Annotated in this window: 23 protein-coding genes; 10 read left to right on the forward strand and 13 right to left on the reverse strand. The window is 40.1% G+C overall.

What is annotated here, in order from left to right:
• Window positions 1-13 precede the first annotated feature (13 nt).
• The 8 genes from neuC to rfaD all read right to left on the reverse strand — a co-directional run bounded on the left by neuC (window position 14) and on the right by rfaD (window position 8748).
• Window positions 14-1186, reverse strand: a complete 1173-nt coding sequence (gene neuC, locus OCU90_RS00745) for a UDP-N-acetylglucosamine 2-epimerase (protein ID WP_061023722.1) — start codon at window positions 1184-1186, stop codon at window positions 14-16.
• Window positions 1187-1202: 16 nt separating this feature from the next.
• Window positions 1203-2354 (reverse strand): LegC family aminotransferase, encoded by a 1152-nt coding sequence (locus OCU90_RS00750; RefSeq protein WP_061023724.1) that lies wholly within the window; start codon window positions 2352-2354, stop codon window positions 1203-1205.
• 12 nt (window positions 2355-2366) lie between these two features.
• Complete coding sequence (locus OCU90_RS00755) at window positions 2367-3557, reverse strand: UDP-N-acetylglucosamine 4,6-dehydratase (protein ID WP_061023726.1); 1191 nt, start codon at window positions 3555-3557, stop codon at window positions 2367-2369.
• A 47-nt stretch (window positions 3558-3604) separates the two neighbouring features.
• A complete protein-coding gene (locus OCU90_RS00760; protein ID WP_061023728.1) occupies window positions 3605-4705 on the reverse strand; it encodes a glycosyltransferase family 52 in 1101 nt (366 codons plus the stop codon).
• Between the two features lie 61 nt (window positions 4706-4766).
• A complete protein-coding gene (locus tag OCU90_RS00765; RefSeq protein ID WP_061023730.1) occupies window positions 4767-5519 on the reverse strand; it encodes a glycosyltransferase family 25 protein in 753 nt (250 codons plus the stop codon).
• On the reverse strand, window positions 5512-6711 hold the full coding sequence (locus tag OCU90_RS00770; RefSeq protein ID WP_061023732.1) for an O-antigen ligase family protein: 1200 nt from the start codon (window positions 6709-6711) through the stop codon (window positions 5512-5514). The genes OCU90_RS00765 and OCU90_RS00770 overlap by 8 nt, the downstream gene beginning before the upstream one ends.
• A gap of 1 nt (window position 6712) precedes the next feature.
• Window positions 6713-7666 carry a lauroyl-Kdo(2)-lipid IV(A) myristoyltransferase gene (gene lpxM, locus OCU90_RS00775; RefSeq protein ID WP_061023734.1) on the reverse strand — a complete coding sequence of 318 codons (954 nt, stop codon included), beginning with the start codon at window positions 7664-7666 and terminating at the stop codon, window positions 6713-6715.
• Window positions 7667-7806: 140 nt separating this feature from the next.
• Window positions 7807-8748, reverse strand: coding sequence for an ADP-glyceromanno-heptose 6-epimerase (rfaD, locus tag OCU90_RS00780; protein ID WP_061023736.1), 942 nt, complete (start codon window positions 8746-8748; stop codon window positions 7807-7809).
• 151 nt (window positions 8749-8899) lie between these two features.
• Here rfaD and OCU90_RS00785 point away from each other — a divergent pair, with 151 nt between their 5' ends.
• Both OCU90_RS00785 and OCU90_RS00790 read left to right on the forward strand, forming a co-directional pair.
• Window positions 8900-10063 (forward strand): nucleotide sugar dehydrogenase, encoded by a 1164-nt coding sequence (locus OCU90_RS00785; RefSeq protein ID WP_061023738.1) that lies wholly within the window; start codon window positions 8900-8902, stop codon window positions 10061-10063.
• A gap of 125 nt (window positions 10064-10188) precedes the next feature.
• Entirely contained in the window at window positions 10189-10824 is a 636-nt protein-coding gene (locus OCU90_RS00790; RefSeq protein ID WP_061023740.1) for a TetR/AcrR family transcriptional regulator, read from the forward strand.
• 315 nt (window positions 10825-11139) lie between these two features.
• Here OCU90_RS00790 and OCU90_RS00795 read toward each other — a convergent pair whose 3' ends face one another.
• The 5 genes from OCU90_RS00795 to OCU90_RS00815 all read right to left on the reverse strand — a co-directional run bounded on the left by OCU90_RS00795 (window position 11140) and on the right by OCU90_RS00815 (window position 15712).
• Entirely contained in the window at window positions 11140-12291 is a 1152-nt protein-coding gene (locus OCU90_RS00795; protein ID WP_061023742.1) for a murein hydrolase activator EnvC family protein, read from the reverse strand.
• A gap of 104 nt (window positions 12292-12395) precedes the next feature.
• Window positions 12396-13217, reverse strand: coding sequence for a serine O-acetyltransferase (cysE, locus tag OCU90_RS00800; RefSeq protein ID WP_009847961.1), 822 nt, complete (start codon window positions 13215-13217; stop codon window positions 12396-12398).
• Between the two features lie 198 nt (window positions 13218-13415).
• The gene (gene gpsA / locus OCU90_RS00805; RefSeq protein WP_061023744.1) at window positions 13416-14462 is read right to left on the reverse strand and encodes an NAD(P)H-dependent glycerol-3-phosphate dehydrogenase; all 1047 of its coding nucleotides are present in this window, start codon (window positions 14460-14462) and stop codon (window positions 13416-13418) included.
• A 248-nt stretch (window positions 14463-14710) separates the two neighbouring features.
• Complete coding sequence (gene secB / locus OCU90_RS00810) at window positions 14711-15178, reverse strand: protein-export chaperone SecB (protein ID WP_061023745.1); 468 nt, start codon at window positions 15176-15178, stop codon at window positions 14711-14713.
• A gap of 99 nt (window positions 15179-15277) precedes the next feature.
• The gene (locus tag OCU90_RS00815; RefSeq protein ID WP_012603060.1) at window positions 15278-15712 is read right to left on the reverse strand and encodes a rhodanese-like domain-containing protein; all 435 of its coding nucleotides are present in this window, start codon (window positions 15710-15712) and stop codon (window positions 15278-15280) included.
• A 283-nt stretch (window positions 15713-15995) separates the two neighbouring features.
• Between OCU90_RS00815 and rfbB the strand changes: the two genes are divergently transcribed.
• The 8 genes from rfbB to OCU90_RS00855 all read left to right on the forward strand — a co-directional run bounded on the left by rfbB (window position 15996) and on the right by OCU90_RS00855 (window position 23708).
• Complete coding sequence (rfbB, locus tag OCU90_RS00820) at window positions 15996-17093, forward strand: dTDP-glucose 4,6-dehydratase (protein WP_061023747.1); 1098 nt, start codon at window positions 15996-15998, stop codon at window positions 17091-17093.
• Window positions 17093-17980, forward strand: coding sequence for a glucose-1-phosphate thymidylyltransferase RfbA (gene rfbA / locus OCU90_RS00825; protein WP_061023749.1), 888 nt, complete (start codon window positions 17093-17095; stop codon window positions 17978-17980). Before rfbB ends, rfbA begins: the two co-directional genes overlap by 1 nt.
• Complete coding sequence (gene rfbD / locus OCU90_RS00830; RefSeq protein ID WP_061023751.1) at window positions 17980-18861, forward strand: dTDP-4-dehydrorhamnose reductase; 882 nt, start codon at window positions 17980-17982, stop codon at window positions 18859-18861. Before rfbA ends, rfbD begins: the two co-directional genes overlap by 1 nt.
• A 4-nt stretch (window positions 18862-18865) precedes the next feature.
• Entirely contained in the window at window positions 18866-19405 is a 540-nt protein-coding gene (gene rfbC / locus OCU90_RS00835; RefSeq protein WP_061023752.1) for a dTDP-4-dehydrorhamnose 3,5-epimerase, read from the forward strand.
• Window positions 19402-20832: a lipopolysaccharide biosynthesis protein gene (locus OCU90_RS00840; RefSeq protein WP_240513393.1), complete on the forward strand. Its 1431-nt coding sequence runs from the start codon at window positions 19402-19404 to the stop codon at window positions 20830-20832. Before rfbC ends, OCU90_RS00840 begins: the two co-directional genes overlap by 4 nt.
• Window positions 20833-20868: 36 nt before the next feature.
• The gene (locus OCU90_RS00845; RefSeq protein WP_061023754.1) at window positions 20869-21948 is read left to right on the forward strand and encodes a DegT/DnrJ/EryC1/StrS aminotransferase family protein; all 1080 of its coding nucleotides are present in this window, start codon (window positions 20869-20871) and stop codon (window positions 21946-21948) included.
• A complete protein-coding gene (locus OCU90_RS00850) occupies window positions 21945-22577 on the forward strand; it encodes an acetyltransferase (protein WP_061023756.1) in 633 nt (210 codons plus the stop codon). The genes OCU90_RS00845 and OCU90_RS00850 overlap by 4 nt, the downstream gene beginning before the upstream one ends.
• Before the next feature lie 150 nt (window positions 22578-22727).
• Window positions 22728-23708 carry a glycosyltransferase gene (locus OCU90_RS00855; protein ID WP_061023759.1) on the forward strand — a complete coding sequence of 327 codons (981 nt, stop codon included), beginning with the start codon at window positions 22728-22730 and terminating at the stop codon, window positions 23706-23708.
• The last annotated feature ends 101 nt before the right edge of the window (window positions 23709-23809 follow it).

Below are 23809 nucleotides of genomic sequence, written 5' to 3' on the forward strand. Positions count from 1 at the left end.
GTCTATAAAGGAATTATACATTATCTAGTGTGAGGTCATGGAACGCTTTGCTGCGTTCAAAACGCAAGGATTTAAGCATTTCTATAACCTGACCACTCGTGTTACCTTGCCCATAAGGATTGATGATCGTTTCACCATCTAGCTTGTAATTTCGCTTCACAGCATCACTAATTGCCTCTGTGATAGATGCCAAACTGGGTTCGCAATTCAGCACACTTTTGGCCGCTAGGCGCCCTTTTTGTCTTGAACCAATATTGACCGTTGGAACATCAAAAGCCGGAACTTCAATAATACCACTCGACGAGTTTCCAATGACTGCAGCAGCGTGCTTGACTGAACTTAAATAGCGTATTTGCCCGAGAGAGGGGATTGCCAGCACGCGGCTTGGTTGTTTCGCTGCATAAGCCTCTAACATCGGAATGATTCGACGCCCGCCATCATCCGCATTAGGATAAGTCAGTATAATTTGGTGATTCGGGTATTCATCTAGTGCGTCTAACAGAGCTTGAAAGCTATCCTCTGGGGATTCATCTCCGAGAGTGACAGGATGGTAGGTGACTACAAAATAAGGACCTGTAAGATCAAAGTTCAGTGATTCACTCAACTCTGAAATCGTCATAAAAGAGCCTCTATTCAAGTGATCTAAGCCAATCGCACCAACGTTTTTTACTCGTTCTGGCGATTCACCTAATTGAATGACTCGATTTCGATATTCGTCTGTTGACGTGCCATGCAGGTAGCTCAATTTGGTAATAGCATGACGGATCGCATCATCGTAAGCGCCTTCGGTTATTTCCCCACCATGCAAATGGATAATTGGAATACGGAGTATCATGGCAGTTTGCGCTGCAGTTAGAGCTTCAAAACGATCTCCAAGAATGACAAGAACATCGGGTGCTAATCGTGACAATGCATCAGCAAAACCTAGAACGCCCAACCCCATACTTTTTGCCGTTCCTACCGGCGAGTCAGAAGAGAGCAAAATCTCTATTTTCTCGTCGATCAGGAAGCCATCTTTTTCTATTTGCTTATAAGTATCACCAAATTCTGGAGATAGGTGCATACCAGAAACGAGCAACTGTAATGTTAGAGCTGGGTCGCTTTGTATGTCTTTTAAAAGCCAAAAGAGCAGACCATACTCCGCTCTGGTACCTGTAAAGACCGCGACCTTTTTATGTGTCTGCATCGTGTATTAAACCTACTTAGCTTTTAATTTCCACTGGTGTACTTGGAAGGTTAATTAAGTGCGCTTCGATAAATTCAGAGTAAGTTAGATCACCGCGCATTGCATTTTCAAACATTGGTAACCTGTGCATGAGCTGCCAAATTGGGCGAGTCATCACACCTGCACTATTTGTGCCCGCAAGGATCTCTTCTCTACTTTTTTTATCTGGGCAAATAATGGCATTCAACCAGTAGTTGGATTTAGCGTACTTGGGTTCGACAACAAACTTAATGTCAGTCCCTTCAAACAGACTTATGTATTGATTAGCAAGACTGCGTTTTTGAATAAGGTATTGCTCAATCACTTCCATCTGTGCACAACCAAGCGCTGCATTCAGATTTGGCATGCGGTAGTTAAAACCTGGCTCATCATGGAAAAATTCATAAGGATGAGGCACTTTCGCTGTCGTAGTGACATGCTTGGTTCGTGCTCCTAGCTCCTTGATTTTACATAAGACCATACCGCCACCACCAGTGGTAATGATTTTGTTGCCATTGAAGCTGACTGCACTAACATCACCAATAGTACCGGTGTGCTTACCTTTATAGAAAGAACCTAGGCTTTCTGCTGCATCTTCTACTAGAACAAGATTCCATTTCAGGCAAACTGCAACCAGCTCATCAAGCTCGACAGGGTGACCAAAGGTATGCATAGGGACAACCGCTTTAATTCGTTTGCCTGTATTCTTGTGAATACACCCCGTCTTGGTTACTTCAGCATACTCACTTAAGAATGCATCTACAGCTTTAGGGCATAGGCCTAAGCTCACAGGAGAAACATCCACAAAAATAGGCTCGGCACCCATATGATAAAGAGCGTTACAAGTTGCAACGAAAGTCAGAGCTTGTGTAATAACAAGGTCTCCTCGTTGAACATCAGCCATGTACAAGGCCGCATGTAATGCTGCAGTACCATTGACTGTCGCTACCGCTTTAGCCGCACCTGTATACGCTTCAATCTTTCGCTCAAAGTCATCAACAAATTTACCAACGCTAGAAACAAAAGTACTTTCAATCGTTTCCATAACATAGGCTTTTTCGTTGCCATTAAACGTTGGTGCGTGCAACGGAATGAATTCATTAGTTCTATAAGTATCTCTAACAAATTCAACAATAGATGTCGCTTTCATTACTTACTCCGCTTACATCTTACTATCGAGGTATTTACCCGTTTCTTTGTGCCCGAAATCAGGGATCATGGTAAAGAATAGTTTTACAATTTGATCCTTAGTCCAAGCTTTCTTGCCTTTCATCGCTAAAATGCTGTCTTCGAATAAGGTTAGTAATTCTTGGTCATAAAGTGGGTCGTTTTTAATGATTCCAAGATTTGAAAATCGAGACATGTCCAACTCTTCTTTATCCGTGAAAAACTCTTCAAAGTCTTTCTCACCCGTTGTATCGCTAGCAGTGAACAAACATGGCCACTTTCCTTGTTCAGGAAGTGTATGAGCCAATTGTCGAGCTTCTTCTTCTGTTTCACACAAGTGAGTCTCATAGCCAAGTTGCTCTAAATATTTCACGGCAATATCAGCAAACGAAATAAGATGAAGTGCTTCACTCAACTTAGGAAAGAAAATGTCACGATTTTCACCAAAGATACAAGACATTAGACATAGCTCACCTGACTCTTGAGGTGTCACGAAGTAACGCTTGATATCGTTTGGAGCCACGATAGGTTGTCGTTTTTGAATACGCTGATTGAAACCATGCAACAATGAACCATCTGAGAACGCAACATTGGCAAAGCGCGCTGTTGAGATAGCCATTTGTTCACTTTTACGCATTAGGAACATCTCCATGATACGCTTTGATGCGCCCATCATATTGACTGGGTTTGCCGCTTTATCAGTAGAAACACAGAAGTACTTTTTAGCACCAGCATCAATAGACTGTTGAATGGTTTTATCCGTATTAAATACGTTTACATCGATCATTCGCATCAATGTATAGGGATCTTTCTCGCTTCTAACATGCTTAAGTGCTGATAGGTTCAACACATAATCAAACTTGCCGTCTGCTTTGATGAACGCGTCATACTCTAGAGAACCAATATCTAAGGCAAATGTTTGGAAATCACCATCGATGTACCCAAATGAGCTACGAATATCTCGAACCAGCTCTACCATATTGTTTTCACTAATATCAATAACATGCAGCTTTTTAGGGTTACGTTTGAAAATTTCTTTGGTTACCGCTTGGCCGATGGAGCCTGCTCCACCTAAAACAAGAAAACTAGATTTGGATATTATGTCTGCTAGTTCATTTTGATGCTGTTTTATATCAGAATTGAACAGCATCTCCGTACGACCGATTAGTGATAAGGCATTAGTCATAGAGTTACTCTTTATGTTGAACTGAATTGGATAATCAATTTAGGTGATTATAATTCAATTTTTTGTAAAACTTGCTTAATCCTGAGATCTAATTCTGCAGGGTTTTGCTCAAAGCTCGCAATAGTATTGATTGTTTCGGCTATTTCATCTTGTTTCAATATCTGAAAAACGTCACAGTACTCTTCCAATCCCATACCGACCGATGAAAATAACGACACAATTCCCATTTTCTTATTAGACAACATCAGGAATAGCTCAACCGGAAGCTTAGGTGGTAATTGTTCAACGCCCTTAAAGAGTTTATTGTAATCGTCTTTTGGTTCTGAAGGGTGGAGCTTTAAAACAACATTATAGCCGGCATTGATTGCCTGTTTGTAAATGTCTTGATAGACCTTTTTGACAAAGTTGATATCTTTGAATCGTAGAGCGTTTTCTTTAGATGTCGGCTGAGTAGCAAGAATGATCGTTCTTTTTTCATTTGTGTAATTATCGACTTGGAATAGTTCTGATACTACCTCAACTGCGTGTCCTGATTTTGATAGAGTAAGTTTTTTTACTTTGTCTTTTACTTTTGAGGGTGATCTCTCAGGTGAAAGAAGGTGGATTTCTAGACACTCTTTTTTTTCGCCCATGATCATTGTCTTTGAAGGGTAGCCCTTAAATCGTCTAAATATTTTTTTTACTGGATTATGAATAGGAATTTCAATGTAGTTCCTCATTCCATCTTCAATCATTTTATAGGTTGGAACCAGCAACCTAAATAGTCTAGACATCTTATTGTCATCATTGAAAACAAAAAGTTCATAGCTACCTAAATCTGGGAGTATGTTTTTATAATTATTAATATAGGACGTCAAAGAGTTCTTTAAAACACTAGGGATGCGTAATCCGAGCATAGAGGATTTTATTATAAACTTACCAATTAGACCCTTTCGCTTTATTTCGGATGTTAGTTCATCTCTACTAACCAATATAATGTTAATGTTACTTGGTAGGTTAGATGTGTTTATAAGTGTAGAGGGAATGTTTTGGTAGTCATTAAACAATACAATGGTTGAGTTTTTATTTGATTTAACAGCATGAAAAACACTTAGCATGACATGCCTTACCGTAGAGCAAATATAAAGATTTGAATTTCCATCTATCATGATTTACCTCGATAAGACTGTGCTAATTTGTCCGTATAAGAGCACTTTAACCACGTAAAGTTCATTGTTTTTTAATGCTAATTTTGAATTTTATGTTATGTAGGTGACGTTGGATAGTCTCGTTTAAATTGAACCATTCACGCTTACATTTCTTGAATAAACTTCTGGTGCTTGTGCGTTTTTCATATCCGATATCAGAATCAAACTTTGGGTCATTCGTTAAACAGGGTACTGCAGTGCCGTAACACTCGACTTCGTTTTGCCAGAATCGATCCATATAAATATCGACAGCCATATACCATTCTTTTGAGTGTTTAAGGAATTTTTTCGCTCCTGAAGGCCTTAAGAAATAGGCTGTTGCACTCATATGCCCTTTAGTGAACTTATGAATACTGGTAGATTTAGCTCCGAACACTTCGTAAGAATCATATTTACGACGCTTATTTCTAAATAATCGAATGCACTCTACAGATTCTGGTATAGCTCGGATATCTTGAATAAAATTAATAAATGCCTCTTTAAATAAAAGAGCGTCATCTTCAATTACGATTATTGGCTGATTGAGTTCAACACACTTTTCCCATAATAAAAAATGGCTTGCATAGCACCCTAGTTGTCCTGCACTCAGTGTCTTTGCTCTGTATGTTTGACTTAAGTCATCACTGTAACGACTGATTAACGTGTGAGGAGGTGATGTTCTGCCATCCACGGCAGAAAATAGCTCAAAAGGAAGGGATAACTCATCTAATTGACGACTAATGTTCTCTTTTCTCTCTGTGGAAGATTCTAAATTTATGACAAAGATTTTAGTCATTGGAAACTCTCTTACATCTTGAGCAAATAGGAAACAATAGTAACAAGAATAGTATTAAAGGTTGTGGGTGATTGAGCGGTACATCAGACAGTGATGCTATGAATATCACAGATACAATACTAATAACTAGCATTTCTTTACGTGTTGATAGTTTATGACTAATTATCAACGGATATATCATTAGTGCAATTAACATAATTAATCCAACAATCCCTGATTTTATCAATTTGTCTAAAAATTGGTTGTGATAGTGTGTTGGGTTAAATTCATATAACGAGGAAGATATTTTTCCATCATCATATAGTTGTTTTATTTCTAATTGATGCTTATCACCACTACCTAGTATGATATTGTTTTTTATTAAGCTTGGAGCTGCTAACCACATTTGAAATCTTAATCCTATGGAGTTATTTAACTCACCAGATTCTATTTGATGTATCTCTGATTGCGTTTTTTTTATCGTTAACTCTATGTTGTCTTTTAGTAATGTTAAAGACCCAATAGATACTATTAATATAGGAATAATTAGATTGGTTATTGTTTTTTTCGTGAGATTTTTATGTGCTATATGGCGTAAAGATACTAAAATTATAGAAAAAACAAGAGCTAACCACACTCCTCTTGACTCGCTTGTTATTAAAGGGTAAATAATAAGTAGTAAAGGTAGTGTGCATATCCATTTTTCTTTAACATCAGAACTTGACAACATTAATGAGTATGCTGTGGAACCAATTATTGCACATATAGTCGCGTATGGGATTGGGTTTATATATCCAGAAAATCTACTGTAACCTAAAATTTGATGGTAATAAAAACTATTAAAAAATAGCACTAAGCTGCCTGTGAATAATAATGAAATTAGCAGTTTGTTTTTTATTTCTTTCAGAGGAAAAAAAGCTAGAAATATAGATGTAACGATTAACGCCCTCATTTCTCTAGAGCTTGCACCGTGAGTGTAATAACTGAAAATACTATATAATGTTACTAATATAACAATAATTAGATATGGATTACACAAGCGATCTTTTAGGTTGACATTGTTGATTTTAGAAAAGAACAAGCCAGCCAAAGAACCAACGACTAAAAATATAGCCATTTTCTTATCACCATTCGGAATGATTAGCATGCCCGAAAAAGCAAAAAGGTAAGGAGCAAGTATAAGGGTTTTAAGAATGTTTTTATATAAATTCATATTATGAGTACGGGTTTACATTACTGTCTGGACGAGTCTTAAGTAATCTTAAGATCCACATATATTGTTCTGGGTTCTTACTCACGTAATCTTCAATGCATTGATTCATCATACGTGCATCCTCCTCTTCGCTTCCTGTTGGGAAAGGTAGAGCAGGGTAGAAGTCCAGGGTATATTGGCCTGTACTGCTATCGTATTGAGCAAACAAGGGCACAATTTTAGCTTTACTTAGTTTTGATAGGCGACCAAGGCCTGAGATAGTTGCTTTTTGAGTCGCGAAGAAGTCAACGAAGACACTGTGCTCACGACCAAGATCTTCATCAGGGAGATAATAACCAAGGTACCCATCACGTACTGACTTGATGAAAGGTTTGATACCACCACTGCGATCATAAACACGACCGCCGTATTGCACGCGCTGTCGGTGCATTAGCCAGTCACTGAGTTTGTTTTTTTGTGCTTTCGCCATCGCAGACACAGGTAAATTTCGTGAAGCTAATAATACCGCTGGGATATCGATAGCCCATGTGTGTGGCACCAGTAAGATCACATTCTCGCCACTGTCCGTAATATCGGTTAGGTTGCTTAGGCTGTTTATCGAAGTGTTGTTCTCTAGCCAAGTTTTGCTCTTTAGTGTTAAAGAAGCAAACCCCATCAAAAACGAGATGGATGTAACGTATGACTGATAGAGAGTTTCTTCACGCTGTTCTACAGATTGCTCAGGAAAGCACATCTCAAGGTTTACGCGAGCTCGGCGGTTAGCCTTATTCTTGATTTTTACAGCTTGCTTAGCCATAAACTTAGCTAATGCTAAACGAATGCTATTAGGTAAGAAGCAGACTAAAGACGATAACAGAACAGCAATCCAAGTGCCCCAGTATTTAGGTGCTAGAAATCCCCATTCAAACTCAGGATTGTAAGCTTTTGGATCAAAATCATTACGTTGTGTGGTCATTCGTTCACTATATTATTTAAATCAGAGAGTTAACTTTATATCGGTCACTCGGGGAATGATTATGTTTACTAGATTATCCAATGATGCATCCCAAAAAGCAGGATGCACCATTAGTCTTAATCTGAAATATAAAGCTACAGCTATGCGTTTACGATCTTCATGTACTCAGCGACGCCATCTGCCACTGTTTTAAACTCGATGTCGCAACCGGTATTGCGAAGCTTAGTTAAGTCAGCTTGTGTGAACTCTTGGTAAGCGCCTTTCAAATGCTCAGGGAAAGGAATCGTTTCAATCTCGCCTTTACCATGGTGCTTGATTACTGCTTTTGCGATTTCTTCAAAAGACTCTGCGTTGCCTGTACCTAGGTTGAAAATACCTGAAACACCGTTTTCTAAGAACCACAGGTTTACCGCTGCGACATCACCCACATACACAAAATCACGCTTGAAGGTTTCGCTACCTGCGAACAACTTCGGGCTTTCACCAGCATTCATTTGGTTGTTTAGGTGGAAAGCGACAGAGGCCATGCTGCCTTTGTGTTGCTCGCGTGGACCATAAACATTGAAGTAACGGAAACCAACGATTTGTGGAAGCGTTTCGTTATGCGCTACGGCATCCGCGGTTAGGCGACGAACATAGTTATCAAACTGCTGTTTAGAGTAACCGTAGACATTCAATGCACCTTCGTACTCTCTCTCCTCGATAAAAGTATCGGTTTCGCCATAAGTGGCAGCAGAAGAGGCATATAAGAAGGGAATTTCACGCTCCACACAGTAATGAAGTAGCTCTTTTGAGTACTCATAGTTATTGAGCATCATGTATTTGCCATCCCACTCAGTGGTCGCAGAGCATGCACCTTCATGGAAAACCGCTTCAATATGACCGAAATCATCACCAGCCATAACCTGAGTTAGAAAGTCATCACGATCCATGTAATCAGTGATGTCTAGGTCTACAAGGTTCTTAAATTTCTTACCATCTTTTAAGTTGTCGACGACCAGAATATCGTTGTGGCCCGCTTCATTTAGCGCCTTAACAATATTGCTGCCAATCATGCCAGCACCACCCGTTACGATAATCATAATTTCTAACTCTTTTGAATACAGAACTGTCACGAGTATAGCAAGGAATGGAGAAAGCGGGCTAGTGGAATAATTCCCCAACCAGAGTATGATAAGGCAAGCTAAGTTATAAATTATGTTGAGTTAATTACTCAAAACTATAGGTATTATCATGAAGATTGCAGTAGCCGGTACTGGGTATGTGGGTCTATCAAACGCAATGCTGTTAGCACAACATCATGAAGTAGTCGCGGTAGATATCATCGATGAAAAAGTGACAATGCTGAATAATAAGCAGTCGCCGATTGTAGATAATGAGATTGAGCACTTTCTATCAAATAAGACGCTGAACTTCAGGGCGACAACAGATAAAGCGGCTTACAAAGATGCTGAGTTTGTCATCATTGCTACTCCAACCGATTATGATCCAAAAAATAATTATTTTGATACCAGCTCTGTAGAATCGGTCATTAAAGACGTCATGGATATCAATCCCAATGCCGTCATGGTGATCAAATCAACGGTACCTGTTGGTTATACTGAGCGCGTTAAGCAAGATTTAAACTGTGAAAACATTATGTTCTCGCCAGAATTTTTACGTGAAGGCAAAGCCCTGTACGACAACCTGCACCCATCACGCATTATTGTTGGTGAGTGTTCTGAGCGAGCGAAAGTGTTTGCTAATCTTCTTGTTGAAGGCGCAGAAAAAGAGAATATCGACGTACTGTTTACTCACTCCACAGAAGCGGAAGCAGTAAAGCTCTTTTCAAATACCTACTTGGCGATGCGTGTTTCTTATTTCAATGAGCTTGATTCTTACGCCGAAGCGCATGGTTTGGATTCTCGTCAGATCATCGAAGGTGTGGGCTTAGATCCTCGAATTGGCAACCATTACAACAACCCTTCATTTGGTTACGGTGGTTACTGCTTACCGAAAGACACCAAGCAGTTGTTGGCGAATTACCAAGATGTACCAAACAACATTGTGGGCGCTATTGTTGACGCTAACCGCACTCGTAAAGACTTTATTGCGGAGTCCATTATTAAGCGCTCGCCTAAAATTGTAGGTATCTATCGCTTGATCATGAAGGCCGGCTCGGACAACTTCCGTGCGTCGTCGATTCAAGGCATCATGAAGCGTTTGAAAGCTAAAGGTATAGAAGTGGTCGTGTTCGAACCTGTGTTGGAAGAAGAGCATTTCTTTAACTCGAAGGTTTATTCTGATCTGGAAGAATTTAAAGCCGTATCGGATGTGATTGTATCCAACAGAATGGTCGATGAAATATCAGACGTTGCAGATAAGGTGTACACACGAGACCTCTTTGGCAGTGATTGATCAAAGGTATTATGGATTGAAGGTGAATTTTAGCGCTTGCTAATTCGACCAGATGTTATCAGCTCGATCTATCCGCTTAGTGGCGATATACTGGACCACTAAACGGATAGGGATACTAATAACTAATGAAAACACGTGACAAGATTGTTTACGCTGCTCTAGAGCTTTTTAATGAGCACGGTGAGCGTAGTATTACGACCAATCATATTGCTGAGCATATCGAGATTAGCCCTGGTAACCTCTACTACCACTTCCGTAACAAACAAGAGATTGTACGTGACATTTTTACGCTCTATTCAACAGAGTTGCTTGAAAGGTTCACACCGATTCAAGGGCAACAAGAAAGCCTGACGCTACTAAAGCGCTATTTAGATTCTATCTTCACGTTGATGTGGAAGTACCGATTCTTCTATGCGAACCTACCTGAAATATTGTCACGTGATGAAAAACTCCACCTTGATTACATGGCCGTGCAAGAAAAGCTGCAAACGAATCTTGTGGATATTATGAGAGCCTTCGTTGAGTTGAACTTGCTCAAAGCAACGGATACGGAAATGAAGTCGATGGTAACGTCGCTTCACTTGATCGCATCGGGTTGGTTAGCTTATCAATCTGCGATGTCTCCAAAAGCCCAAATTACAGAGCAAGTTGTACATCAAGGAATGCTACAGATGATCGCGACCGTTAAACCGATTGCGACAGCTCAAGGCTTTGAGCAGCTGACACTATTGGAAGACGGTGTAAGGGCGTTGAACAGCTAACGCCAGATGCGGGTAATCGAGATACGAGTAACGAAAAGCAGGGTAGAGCGACGACTAGGCTAGCGTTTTTCATGTAACATTTTACTCTAACCCGGCGTCTCTTTAAGCTCTTCGCATCTCGGCTACTCGCATCCCGCATCTGCTTTAAGCTCTTCGTGTCTCGGTTACTCGCATCCCGCATCTGCTTTAAGCTCTTTGTATCTCGGTTACTCGCATCCCGCAACTGCTTTAAGCTCTTCGCATCTCGGTTGCTCGCATCCCGCATCTGCTTTTAAGCTCTTCGCATCTCGGTTACTCGAATCCCGTATCTGCCCTTTATCGAACCAGCCAACTTTTTGGGTTCTGAGCTTGGCTGTTTCTTCGAATTTCAAAATACAGTGATGGGCGCGTTTGGCCGCCAGTGTCACCAGCAAGTGCAATCGCTTCACCCGCTTTAACCTTGTCACCTTCTTTCTTCAGTAGTGCTTGGTTAAAGCCATAGAGCGTCATATCGCCTTTGCCATGGTCAAGCAGCACAACTAAACCATAACCACGCAAGTACTCAGCAAAAACCACCGTGCCTGAATAAACAGATTTAACTTGCTGGCCGTACTTAGCTTTGATCACCATGCCTTTCCAGTTAATTTGACCTGTTTGGCGTGAGCCGTAGTTATGCAGAACTTTATCTTTGATCGGCCAAGGTAGCTTGCCTTTACGTTTGGCTAACCCATCCATAGGGACTGCATTACGTCTTTCTCTAGCCGCTTTCTCTGCTTTCGCTATTTCAGCTTTTAGGCGAGTTTCATTGCGCTGAAGCTCCGCCAAGTAATTCTTGTCACCCGAGATGTTTTTCTTGATACTGCCAACCGTTTTCTTACGCTGCGTTTGAGTCTGAGATAACTTGTCGCGCTTGGTGGTTTGCTGTTTTAACAGTGATGCTATCTGTGCTTGCTCAAGTTGACGCTGTTTATGGCTTTCTTCTAATTCGAGTTGCGTCTGTTCAATCGTTTTGATTGTTGCGGAGCGCGCTTTGGCAAGGTGTTGGTAGTAGTGACTGATGCGATCTTCTTCCACACCCGTGTTGAGGATGTGAGAAGACGCTTTAGCTCGACTTGTCATGTAGTAAGTCTGAATCAGTTGTTCTAACTTGTCGGTATGAACTTTTTTCTGAGCAGTAAGCGCTTTAATCTTGGTGTCTAAGTTGGCAATATTTGCATTGGCCGTATTGAGTTGCTTTTTACTGTCTAGAATCGATTTTTCAAGCGAAGCGATGGATAGCTCTTGTTTTTTGAGGTTTGCTTGTAGGCTATCGAGTTTTTTCTGCTGTGAGGAAAGGTTTTTTTGTTGGCGAGATATTTCACTCGATACGCCTTTCAGTTCCCCCTGAGAGGCGGCAAATGACGATGTGGATAAAAGAGCAGCGCAAAGGCTGGTAGATATCAGAAGAGTCCGGCTAATGGCTCGAATTTGTTTCATCATTATCGTCATTTAGTTGTATTCATCTGCTCTTGATTTTTCGAATTTCGCTGAATCGAATCCACATCTGCTTTTAAGCTCTTCGTATCTCGGTTACTCGCATCCCGTATCTGCTCTTAAATCCCATCACCATGGATGAAGTTCTGAGAGCGACCGTTGAACCCTTGGTCCATATCCAAAGAGGGTTTGTCTGTTTTCGGTTTACCGACAATTTTTGCAGGAACCCCAGCGACTGTTGTATGAGGTGGTACGGCTTGTAGAACCACAGAGCAAGAACCAATCTTCGCGCCTTCACCCACTTCAATGTTGCCAAGTATTTTAGCGCCGGCACCAATCATTACGCCTTCGCGGATTTTAGGGTGACGATCGCCACCTTCTTTACCCGTACCACCAAGGGTTACGTCTTGAAGGATAGATACATCATTTTCGACGACGGCAGTTTCACCAATCACAATGCCTGTCGCGTGGTCGAGCATGATCGCTTTACCGATACGAGCTGCTGGGTGAATATCCACTTGGCAAGCAACAGAGATTTGGTTTTGTAGGTAAGTGGCAAGTGCGATACGGCCTTGCTTCCACAACCAGTTAGCCACTCGGTAACCTTGCAGAGCGTGGTAGCCTTTCAGATAAAGCAGAGGCATCGAGTACATCTCTACTGCAGGATCTCGATTTACCGTTGCGCAGATATCACAAGCGGCAGCATCAATTATCGATTGGTCCTGCTTGAATGCTTGTTCAACCACTTCACGTACTGCCATTGCTGGCATTGACGCTGTCTTAAGCTTGTTTGCTAGGATATAGCTAAGGGCTGCGCCTAAACTTTCATGGTTGATGATCGTGGCATGATAAAAACTCGCAAGCATAGGTTCTTGCTCCGACTGCTGTCGAGCTTCTTTCACAATGCATTGCCAAACTTTTTGTTGTTCACAGTGTTTCATTTTATCATCCATTATTTTTTAAGGGGCAAATACGAGTGAGCTTAGAAGAACAGATTAGCGTAGCGAGATGCGAGTAACGAAAAGTATTTTCGTCGAACTTTGAATGTGCTCTTCATCTTTTCGTATCTCGTTTACCCGAATCTCGTATCCGCTCTTATTCTCTTCGTTACCCGTTTACTCGCATCTCGTTACTGCTTTTTACCTTTCTGACTTCTTGTCTCGTGCAAGTAGATCTTGTGCTGCTAAGTGTGCATCTTTCCCTTGATACAACACTTGATAAATTTGTTCAACAATTGGCATCTCAACGCCCATGCGTTCTGATAATAACCAAACTTCTTTGGTGTTGCGATAACCTTCAACGACTTGGCCAATTTCTTCTTGTGCGGTATCGACATCTTTGCCTGCGCCAAGTGCCAGACCAAAGCGACGGTTACGTGATTGGTTATCAGTACAGGTTAGTACTAGGTCGCCTAATCCAGCCATGCCCATGAAGGTTTCAGGTTGCGCGCCAAGAGCTGCACCTAATCGGCTCATCTCAGCTAAGCCGCGAGTGATAAGTGCGGTACGCGCATTGGCACCAAAGCCAATACCATCCGACATGCCTGCGCCAATTGCGATAACATTCTTCACTGCGCCGCCAAGCTGCATACCAATGAAATCTGAGTTTGCATACACGCGGAATGTTTTGCCGCAGTGGATTTTTTCTTGAAGCTCTTCTAGGAAAACTCCATCAGGTGAAGCGACAGAGATAGCCGTTGGCATGCCCATCGCTAACTCTTTGGCGAAGGTAGGCCCTGATAGAACCGCTAACGAGTAGCCATCACCCAGCACATCGTGCGCGACATCTTTAAGTAGGCGGCCTGTTTCTGGCTCTAGGCCTTTGGTCGCCCAACAGATACGAGAGTTCTCTGTTAAGTGAGGCTTAAGGCTATTTAAAACGAGACCAAACACGTGGCTTGGGACGACAAGCAAAAGGTCTCGGCTTGAAGTCACGGCTTTTTCTAAGTCAGACTCAATGATCAGACTTTCTGGGAATTCTATATTTGGTAGAAACTCATTGTTCGCACGCTCTGATTCAAGGCGATTCATATGAACAGGATCATGTCCCCAAAGAACAACATTGGCACCGTTACGCGCTAGAGAGATCGCTAAAGATGTCCCATAAGAACCTGCGCCTATCACTGTCATCGCAATGTCTTTACCGTAAGCGGCTTTCGCGTGAGTCGGGCGAGTTGTTTCTGTCATGCTTCCACCTAAAAATAATGAGGGAAATCGAAGAGTTCTTGAGATGTTTTCTAAAGTAAGAAGAAAAATCTCTCTATCAAAGTACAGTGTAAATAAAAAATGCACATCGCAGAAGCTGCGATGTGCATTTAAAAGCTAACTATTTAACGAAAACTAGCTATCTAATAAAAGCCCAGCTTCTTAAAAATAAGCGATTTGAGCATTAGTCAGAGTAGTTCTATTTCGAAAAGTAAGCTCTACTTGAAAACCTAAGCTTGCTCGCCTTCAGTTTGCTGAGCTTGGTTTTGTAGGTAGTTCATGAACAAAGCATCAAAGTTTACTGGTGCAAGGTTCAGTTGTGGGAACGTACCTTTAACTACTAGGCTAGAAATCGTTTCACGAGCGTATGGGAATAGGATGTTCGGGCAGAATGCACCTAAGCAATGAGCCAGTTGGCCAGCTTCCATTTCGCTTGCAGAGAAGATGCCGCCTTGTTGAACTTCACAAAGGAATGCAGTGTCTTCTGCGTTCTTAACCGTAACTGTTAGACGTAGGATGACTTCGTAAACGCCTTCGCCAAGTTCACGGCTTTGAGTGTCTAGGTCCAGTTTTACATCTGGGTTCCACTCTTTTTGAAACATGTCTGGAGAGTTTGGCGCTTCGAAAGATACGTCTTTTAGGAAGATACGTTGGATTGCGAAGTTTTGTTGTGCGTCTTGTTGTGCTGCTTCAGCCATTTTCTTGTCCTTAAAAATTTTAAATTAGACTCTGTTCATTATATTTATCGAACAAAGCCTGAAAGTTAGTTTATCGGTCAGCCGCTTCTTGCCTTTAACCTATTTCTTACCTTTAACCAAAGGAAGGTTAGCTTCGCTCCAAGCCACTAAGCCGCTTTTCAGTACGCTTACGTTTTCGAAACCTGCTTTAACCAGCAAGTTCGCGCTTTCTTGAGCGGTTTGACCTGTCTTGCATACTACGATGATTGGGTCTGCTTTGTGGCTTTCAAGGCTACCAAAGCTATTTGCTTTGATGTCTGACGGCAAAATGTGAACTGCGTCCGTAATATGGCCCTTTTTGAACTCATCTTTAGTACGAATATCAACCACAATGCCGTTTTCACGGTTAATCATGTGTGTGGTTTGCGCTGCCGTGATCTCTTTGTAGGCTGCGTTTGATGTCTTGATAACGTTCGCAATGATGGCAACAACCAAGCCGATCCATACGATGGCTAAAATCATATTCTCTTGAACAAATGGAACTAACTCTTGCATATCTTGAACTCTTATTCGTTATTGGGCGAAAAACTATAGGTCAGGAGTATAGCGAGTTTTGGGGTTTGGTGTACATAGAGTTAGCTTACCCGCGCACATAACTGGATTTTTTTTTGATTATATCCATTGATACATAGATAATAGAGAAATTTAAATTTTAAATTTTAAATTTTAAATGCGTAGTGTGGTTTTCGCTTTGTTACCAAAGGGCGGTAGCATGCCTAATGGATATTGCTCGTGCGTGTTAGGTTTTTGGTTTTCAAACTTTATTTTAGGAGTTTTTGTGAAGATATTAGTCACCGGTGGCGCTGGTTTTATCGGCTCAGCAGTTATACGTCATATTATAAATAATACATCTGACAGCGTAATAAACGTTGATAAGCTGACTTACGCAGGTAATTTAGAATCTCTTATCGAAGTGGATTCGAGCGAACGTTACGCATTTGAGCAAGTGGATATTTGCAATCGTTCAGAGCTTGACCGAGTGTTCGCTGAGCATAAACCGGATGCAGTGATGCACCTAGCGGCTGAATCGCATGTTGACCGTTCAATCACTGGCCCTGCCGCATTTATTGAAACAAATATAGTTGGAACATATACGTTACTAGAATCGACTCGCGAATACTGGAATTCGCTTGAAGACCTTGCAAAAGCAGAGTTTCGTTTTCATCATATCTCTACTGATGAAGTGTATGGTGATCTTCCACATCCAGACGAAGTTCCAGAAGGGACTGAGCTGCCAATGTTTTTAGAGACAACCTCGTATGAGCCATCTAGCCCATACTCGGCGTCAAAAGCATCGAGCGATCACCTTGTGCGAGCCTGGTTACGCACTTACGGGCTTCCAACGATCGTAACCAATTGTTCGAACAACTATGGTCCTTACCATTTTCCTGAAAAATTGATCCCACTGGTTATCCTCAACGCGCTTGAAGGCAAAGATTTACCTATTTACGGTAAAGGTGACCAAATTCGTGATTGGCTATTTGTCGAAGACCATGCACGAGCACTCTACAAAGTCGTGACGGAAGGTAAAGTGGGCGAGACTTACAATATTGGTGGTCACAACGAGAAGAAAAATCTCGAAGTCGTAAATACAATTTGTGACATCTTAGATACATTAGTACCGAAAGAGTCAGCGTATGCAGAGCAGATCACCTATGTTCAAGACCGTCCTGGTCACGATCGCCGCTACGCGATTGACTCAAGTAAAATGCAACGTGAACTAAATTGGACGCCAGAAGAGACGTTTGAAACAGGTCTTCGTAAAACCGTGCAATGGTATTTAGATAATTCTACGTGGTGTCGAAATGTACAAGATGGCAGCTACCAACGTGAGCGTTTGGGTGTAGAAACAGCTGAATCAAAAGGAAGTAAATAATGAAAGGTATTGTTCTAGCTGGAGGTTCTGGCACTCGTCTATACCCGTTGACTCGCGGCGTATCAAAACAACTATTACCAATCTATGACAAGCCAATGGTGTTCTACCCAATATCGACATTAATGCTCGCTGGCATTAAAGATATCTTGATTATCACGACTCCAGAAGATAATGAGGGCTTTCAGCGCTTACTCGGTGATGGTTCTGATTTTGGTATTAATCTTGAGTACGCGATTCAGCCAAGCCCAGATGGCTTAGCACAAGCGTTTATTATCGGTGAAGAGTTCATTGGTGATGACAGCGTATGTTTAGTGCTTGGTGATAATATTTTTTACGGTCAGGCGTTCTCAAGAACATTACAGAACGCGGCTTCAAGAGAATCTGGCGCTACTGTTTTCGGTTATCAAGTCAAAGACCCAGAGCGTTTTGGTGTGGTTGAATTTGATTCAGAAATGAAGGCGGTCTCGATTGAAGAAAAGCCGGAAGTGCCAAAATCGAATTATGCGGTAACAGGCTTGTATTTCTACGATAATCGTGTGGTTGAAATGGCAAAGCAAGTGAAGCCGTCTCATCGTGGTGAGCTCGAAATCACTACACTGAACGAAATGTATCTAAATGACGGCTCGCTCAATGTGGAATTATTAGGTCGTGGTTTTGCGTGGCTAGACACTGGTACGCATGAGAGTCTTCATGAGGCTTCTTCTTTCGTTCAAACTATTGAGAATGTACAAGGGTTAAAAGTGGCTTGCCTAGAAGAAATTTCATGGCGTAACGGTTGGTTGAATGATGAACAAGTTCTTAAGTTTGCTAAACCAATGATGAAAAATGAATATGGTCAGTATTTAACTCGTTTGGTTAATGAAACAAAGAAAAAGGTTGAGGCTTAATGCGTGTATTAATTACTGGTTGTCATGGCCAAGTTGGTTCTTGCCTCACTGAACAGTTAACCAACAACGAAAATACGAAAGTACTAGCACTTGATAGGGAGCACCTTGATATTACGAATCAAGATGTTGTCAATGCGATTGTTTCTGAATTTCAACCAACCATCATTATCAATGCGGCTGCTCATACTGCCGTTGATAAGGCTGAAGAGGAAGTCGACCTTTCTTACGCGATAAACCGTGATGGTCCCAAATACCTCGCACAAGCAGCGCAGAGCGTTGGTGCTGCAATGCTGCATATCTCGACCGATTATGTCTTTGAAGGCAATAAAGTGGGCGAGTATGTGGAAACGGATGCTACTAATCCACAAGGTGCTTACGGTGAAAGCAAGTTAGCGGGTGAGATAGCGGTCGCTGAAGCATGTGAAAAACACATTACCCTTCGTACTGCATGGGTGTTTGGTGAAAGTGGAAATAACTTCGTGAAAACTATTCTGCGTTTAGGTGAGAACAGAGACGCATTAAGTATTGTTGGTGACCAGTTTGGCGGGCCGACTTATGCCGGTGATATCGCCAATACATTAATCCAAATAGCAAAGCGAATTAATCAAGGTGATGCTGTTGAGTACGGTGTTTACCATTACTCGGGTTTACCTCACGTCAGTTGGTTTGACTTTGCTGATGCCATTTTTGATGTTGCGGTTGAACAAGGCGTTCTTGAGAAAAAACCGAGATTAACGAGTATCACCACTAACCAATACCCAACACCAGCTAAGCGTCCAAGCAATTCTCGTTTAAGTACTGAAAAAATCAAGCTAGGTTTCTCGGTTAAAGCGAGCGATTGGAAGGCCGCGTTAAACAATATTCAAGCGTATACGGAATAATAAAATGAAAGTAATCGATACTCGTATTCCTGATGTGAAAATTATAGAACCAAGTGTGTTTGGTGATGAGCGCGGTTTCTTTATGGAAACCTGGAATCAAAAGAAATTTGAAGAGCTAGTAGCAGGTAAACCTACCCAATTTGTTCAAGACAACCACTCAAAGTCTAAGAAGGGTATTTTGCGTGGTTTGCACTATCAAACAGAAAACACTCAAGGCAAGCTTGTTCGAGTAGTTTCAGGTGAAGTGTTTGATGTAGCCGTTGATATTCGAAAAGGCTCGCCAACTTTTGGCCAATGGGCAGGTGAATATTTATCAGCTGAAAACAAGCGACAGTTATGGGTGCCGGAAGGGTTTGCTCATGGTTTCTATGTGACGAGTGAAGAGGCAGAATTTGTGTATAAATGTACAAACTACTATCACCCTCAGTCAGAAATAAGCATTGCGTGGAATGATCTTACTATTGGTATCGAGTGGCCAATAGATAGCGTACCGCTTTTATCGATTAAAGACCAAAATGCTTTGCAACTTAATGACATTTTATGACAATGGTCGACAAAGATAAAATTAAAAGTGGTTTCATTTGGAGTGCGCTAGATAGCTTTGGTGCACAGCTTATAGGTTTAGCTATTAGCTTAACCTTAGCTAAGCTCCTGGGTCCGAGTGCGTTCGGGTTAGTCGCAATATTGACAATATTCATAGCTATTGCAAATGTATTTGTGAATGCTGGGTTTAGTCAGGCGCTAATTCGAAAGCTAGATAGAAGTGAAGTTGACTTTTCTACAACTTTTTATTTTAGTTTAGCCGTTTCAATTATATGTTATATATCACTATATTGCTTGGCCCCTTATATTTCTGATTTTTACCAGGAGCCTCAATTAACATCGCTAACTCGTTTTATCGCCTTTGTTATTATAATTAACGCTTTTTCTGTAATTCCAAAAGTGAAGTTGAGTGTTGATTTGAATTTCAAAACACAAGCAAAATGTAGCCTAGCTTCACTTTTAGTTAGTGGATCATTAGCTTTATATTTAGCACTAAATGGTTATGGTGTTTGGGCATTAGTAGCACAGCAAATAACCCTAGCCTTGGTTAATGTGCTAATGTTAAGTTATATTGATCCTTGGTGGCCAAAACATCAATTCTCTATAGAATCTTTTAAAGAATTATTCGGGTTTGGCTCTAAGCTTCTTTTGTCTGGGTTACTAGACACTATATACACTAATATATACGGCCTTATCATAGGTAAATATTTCAGTTCCGCACAACTTGGAATATTTAATCAGGCAGATAAGCTTTCAAGTGTACCAGCAATGACACTTACAGGAATTATTCAAAAAGTAACTTTTCCACTTTTAAGTAGCATGCAGCATGACATTGAAAAATTAGAACGGTCATATTTATTGATACTGCAGTTTTCTGCTTTTATAATATTCCCTTTTATGTTTGGGATTAGTATTATTGCAACACCTTTAATTGATGTTATTTTAGGTGAAAGCTGGAAAGCCAGCGCTGAATATATTAGCATTATTAGCGTAGCATTTTCACTTTATCCTATTCATGCGATAAACTTGAATATGCTTCAAGTGAAAGGCCGATCGGATCTTTTCCTAAAGTTAGAAGTCATTAAGAAAATTATGATGACTATTATGTTGATTGTGACAGTACCTATTAGTATAAAAGCAATGTGTGTTGGAATGGTTGTTACATCATTCTTATCTTTGTTAATTAATACGTATTATACAGGCAAGTTATCGACATTAACTGCTTATAAACAGTTAATATCTTTACTCCCTATAGGTCTTATTACCGTATTGTCTGCCTTTATTGGGTTTGTTTTTGGTAATAATGTGGATAACAATATATTTAAAATAATCACAATGTTAGGTGTAGCATCAATTAGTTATATAATAATGATGGTTATTTTACAACGTCCTTTGCTAATTGATCTAAAAAATACATTAAAGGTTTAGTCAATATAACCTAAACCTTTCCTGGAGTTATAATAAATGATCGCGTTAAATAGTCCTATAAAACCTAATTTGAAAAAGCTCTACAAATTACTTGAGCAAGTAAACAGTAATGGTTGGTTTACTAATTTTGGACCAATGCACAAAGAGCTAACCGGTAAATTAGAAGATTACTTGGGTGTAAAGAACCTTCTCTTAACTAATAATGGTACATCGGCACTTCAAGTGGCGAGTCGAGCTATGGGAAGTAAATCTTTAATTGCAACTCCGTTTAGTTTTGTCGCAACAGTGAGCGCATTTGATTGGCAGAAAGACGAATTAGCTTTTACTGACATAGATCCAAACAGCTTGAATTTGAGTCCTCAAGCAGTAGAAGCTGCTTACCGCTTAGGATGTAAAGCAGATACTTTAGTTGCGACTCACGTCTATGGTAATCCATGTGATGTAGATTCGATAGATCAATTAAGCACACAGCATAAATTTAAGGTTATTTATGATGCAGCCCATGCCTTTGGTGTAAATGTCAACGATCGTTCAGTATTAAGCTTTGGTGATGCAAGCACGTTAAGCTTCCATGCCACTAAAGTTTTTCACACGGTTGAAGGCGGAGCTATTGTCTTTAGAGATCGGGACCATTTTGAAAGAGCTGAAGATATTATTAACTTTGGAATCAGGCCAGGATATGGTGTTGTTGATGTAGGTATCAATGCCAAACTCAATGAATACCAAGCCGCGGTCGGCCTTGTTAATCTTGAAAGTATGGATGATATTTTAAACCATAGAGCTGAGCTATTTTACCAGTATCGTCAAGGTTTAAAAGAGTTGGTGGAACTACCACTTTGGCACCCTGAAGCGAATGCTAATGGTGCTTACATGCCTATCTTATTAGAGAGTGAAGCTCAAATGAAGTCTGTATCATCTATGCTCGCTCATAATGATATTCAATCAAGGCACTATTTTGCTCCTAGCTTGGACACAGTATTCACTGATAAGCACAACTACGGTACAACAAACAGTCGGAGTGCCTCAGAGCGTATATTATGTTTGCCTATGCACGCACATTTAAGTGTAAGTGATGTTAATACAGTGTTGGAAAAAATTAAGAAGGGAATTTTGTGAATCTATATTTAGTTGGAGCCGGTGGCTTTGCGCGAGAAATTTACAGTTACCTAGGAGAGTCTGACTTTAAATATGAAGGTTATGTGCTTCGAGGCCTACTTAGTGATTATAAAGGCGATTTGGATAATTACCCTGAAATAAAACACAGAATTGTCGGTGATAGAGAATGTCCAGCAATAACTCAAGATGATGCAGTAATCATTGCTGTTGCTTCGCCGGAGCAAAAAAATAAGCTGTATGAGTTTTATATTAATAAAGGCATTAATATTTTGAGCTTTATTCATCAGACTGCAGTTATTGGCTTTAACGTCAAAATTGGAGAAGGAACAGTAATTTGTCCGAATACAACCTTGACTACTGATATAACACTTGGGAAGTGCGTTACTGTGAATGTAAACTCAACTGTTGGCCATGATGCCACAATTGGAGATTACTCGACATTGAGTGGTCATTGCGATGTCACAGGATTTGCAAAATTAGGTAAGAGAGTTTTTATGGGGTCAAGCGCAGTTATCATTCCAAAGGTCAGTGTAGGAGACGGTGCTATCATCGGTGCAGGTAGTGTTATTGTTTCAAGAGTCAAGTCAAGCGTTACGATGTTTGGAAATCCAGCGAAGAGACTTAAATAAAAATAGAATCGCCAGAGTCTTAAATTAAAGGTATTCTATGTATATAATATTGTTTTACTTTAAAAATACATGAAATTTGAATAATTATTCTTTCATTTGGTATATGTTAATAAGTTTAATCAATATCAATATCAATATCAGGATAGATTAATGTTTACAAAACTAATATCACCTCCAACAGAACAAGAAATTACTAAATATTGGAAATATAAAGATAGGGTTCATGTAACGATAGTTTGTATTACTTTCAACCAAGAAGCATATATAGAAGATACGATAAATGGATTTTTGTCTCAAGAAACAGAATATAAGTTTGAAATAGTTATTCATGATGATGCGTCGACTGACAAGACTAAAGAAATACTCCAAAATTATAAGAATAAATATCCATCAATTATCAGGCTTATTTTACAAGATGAAAATCAATATTCAAAAAACTGTCAAAAACCATTTAGTAATGCATTAGGGGTTGCGGAAGGCGTATATATATCTATATGCGAAGGTGACGATTTTTGGATTGATAAATTAAAATTAGACAAGCAAGTAAAATATCTAATTTCCCATGATAATGTTTCAATGGTTCATACAAATGTATATGATTTAGATCAAGGTTCAAATAAGGTTATCCTTAGTCAAGTTCCGATAGAGAGTAATAACACTAAAAGCTTGTTTGTACAGAATCGCATTCGAACTCTGACGACGATGTTTCGAAAAACTGACTGTGACAGTTTCTTCTTAGAGCACGGTAGTGAATCTGAAAATTGGTTGTTAGGTGATTGGCCATTATGGATTTACCTTTCAATGAAAGGAGAGGTTATGTTGCTTGAAGATGTTACCGCTGTTTATAGAATATTATCAGAGTCCGCATCCAATACTAAGAGTGAAGCCAAATATAATTTGTTTAGATTATCTACCTTAAATATGAGGATTTATATGGCTCATCACTCTAATGTGACTTCAGAAGCATTAAGTTCGATAGGAAACTCGTCAATTGCAAATTATTTACTTAATGGAACCGAACTCATTGACAATGCTTTTAAATTTGCTTCTTTGAAGTATAAATTTCTATTTATACTTAATGTACTAATTCCATTGAAAAAAATTCATGATTTTAGAAGTCGTTGGTTGTAGACAGAAACTATTAGTGAAATATTTTTAATCAGTAATTATTTTTATTCCAGTTAAAATTCGCTAGGATAAAGCATTTAGTTTGTCGAATTTATAAAAATCAA

This window comes from Vibrio splendidus, assembly GCF_024347615.1.
Classification (GTDB): Bacteria; Pseudomonadota; Gammaproteobacteria; order Enterobacterales; family Vibrionaceae; genus Vibrio; species Vibrio splendidus.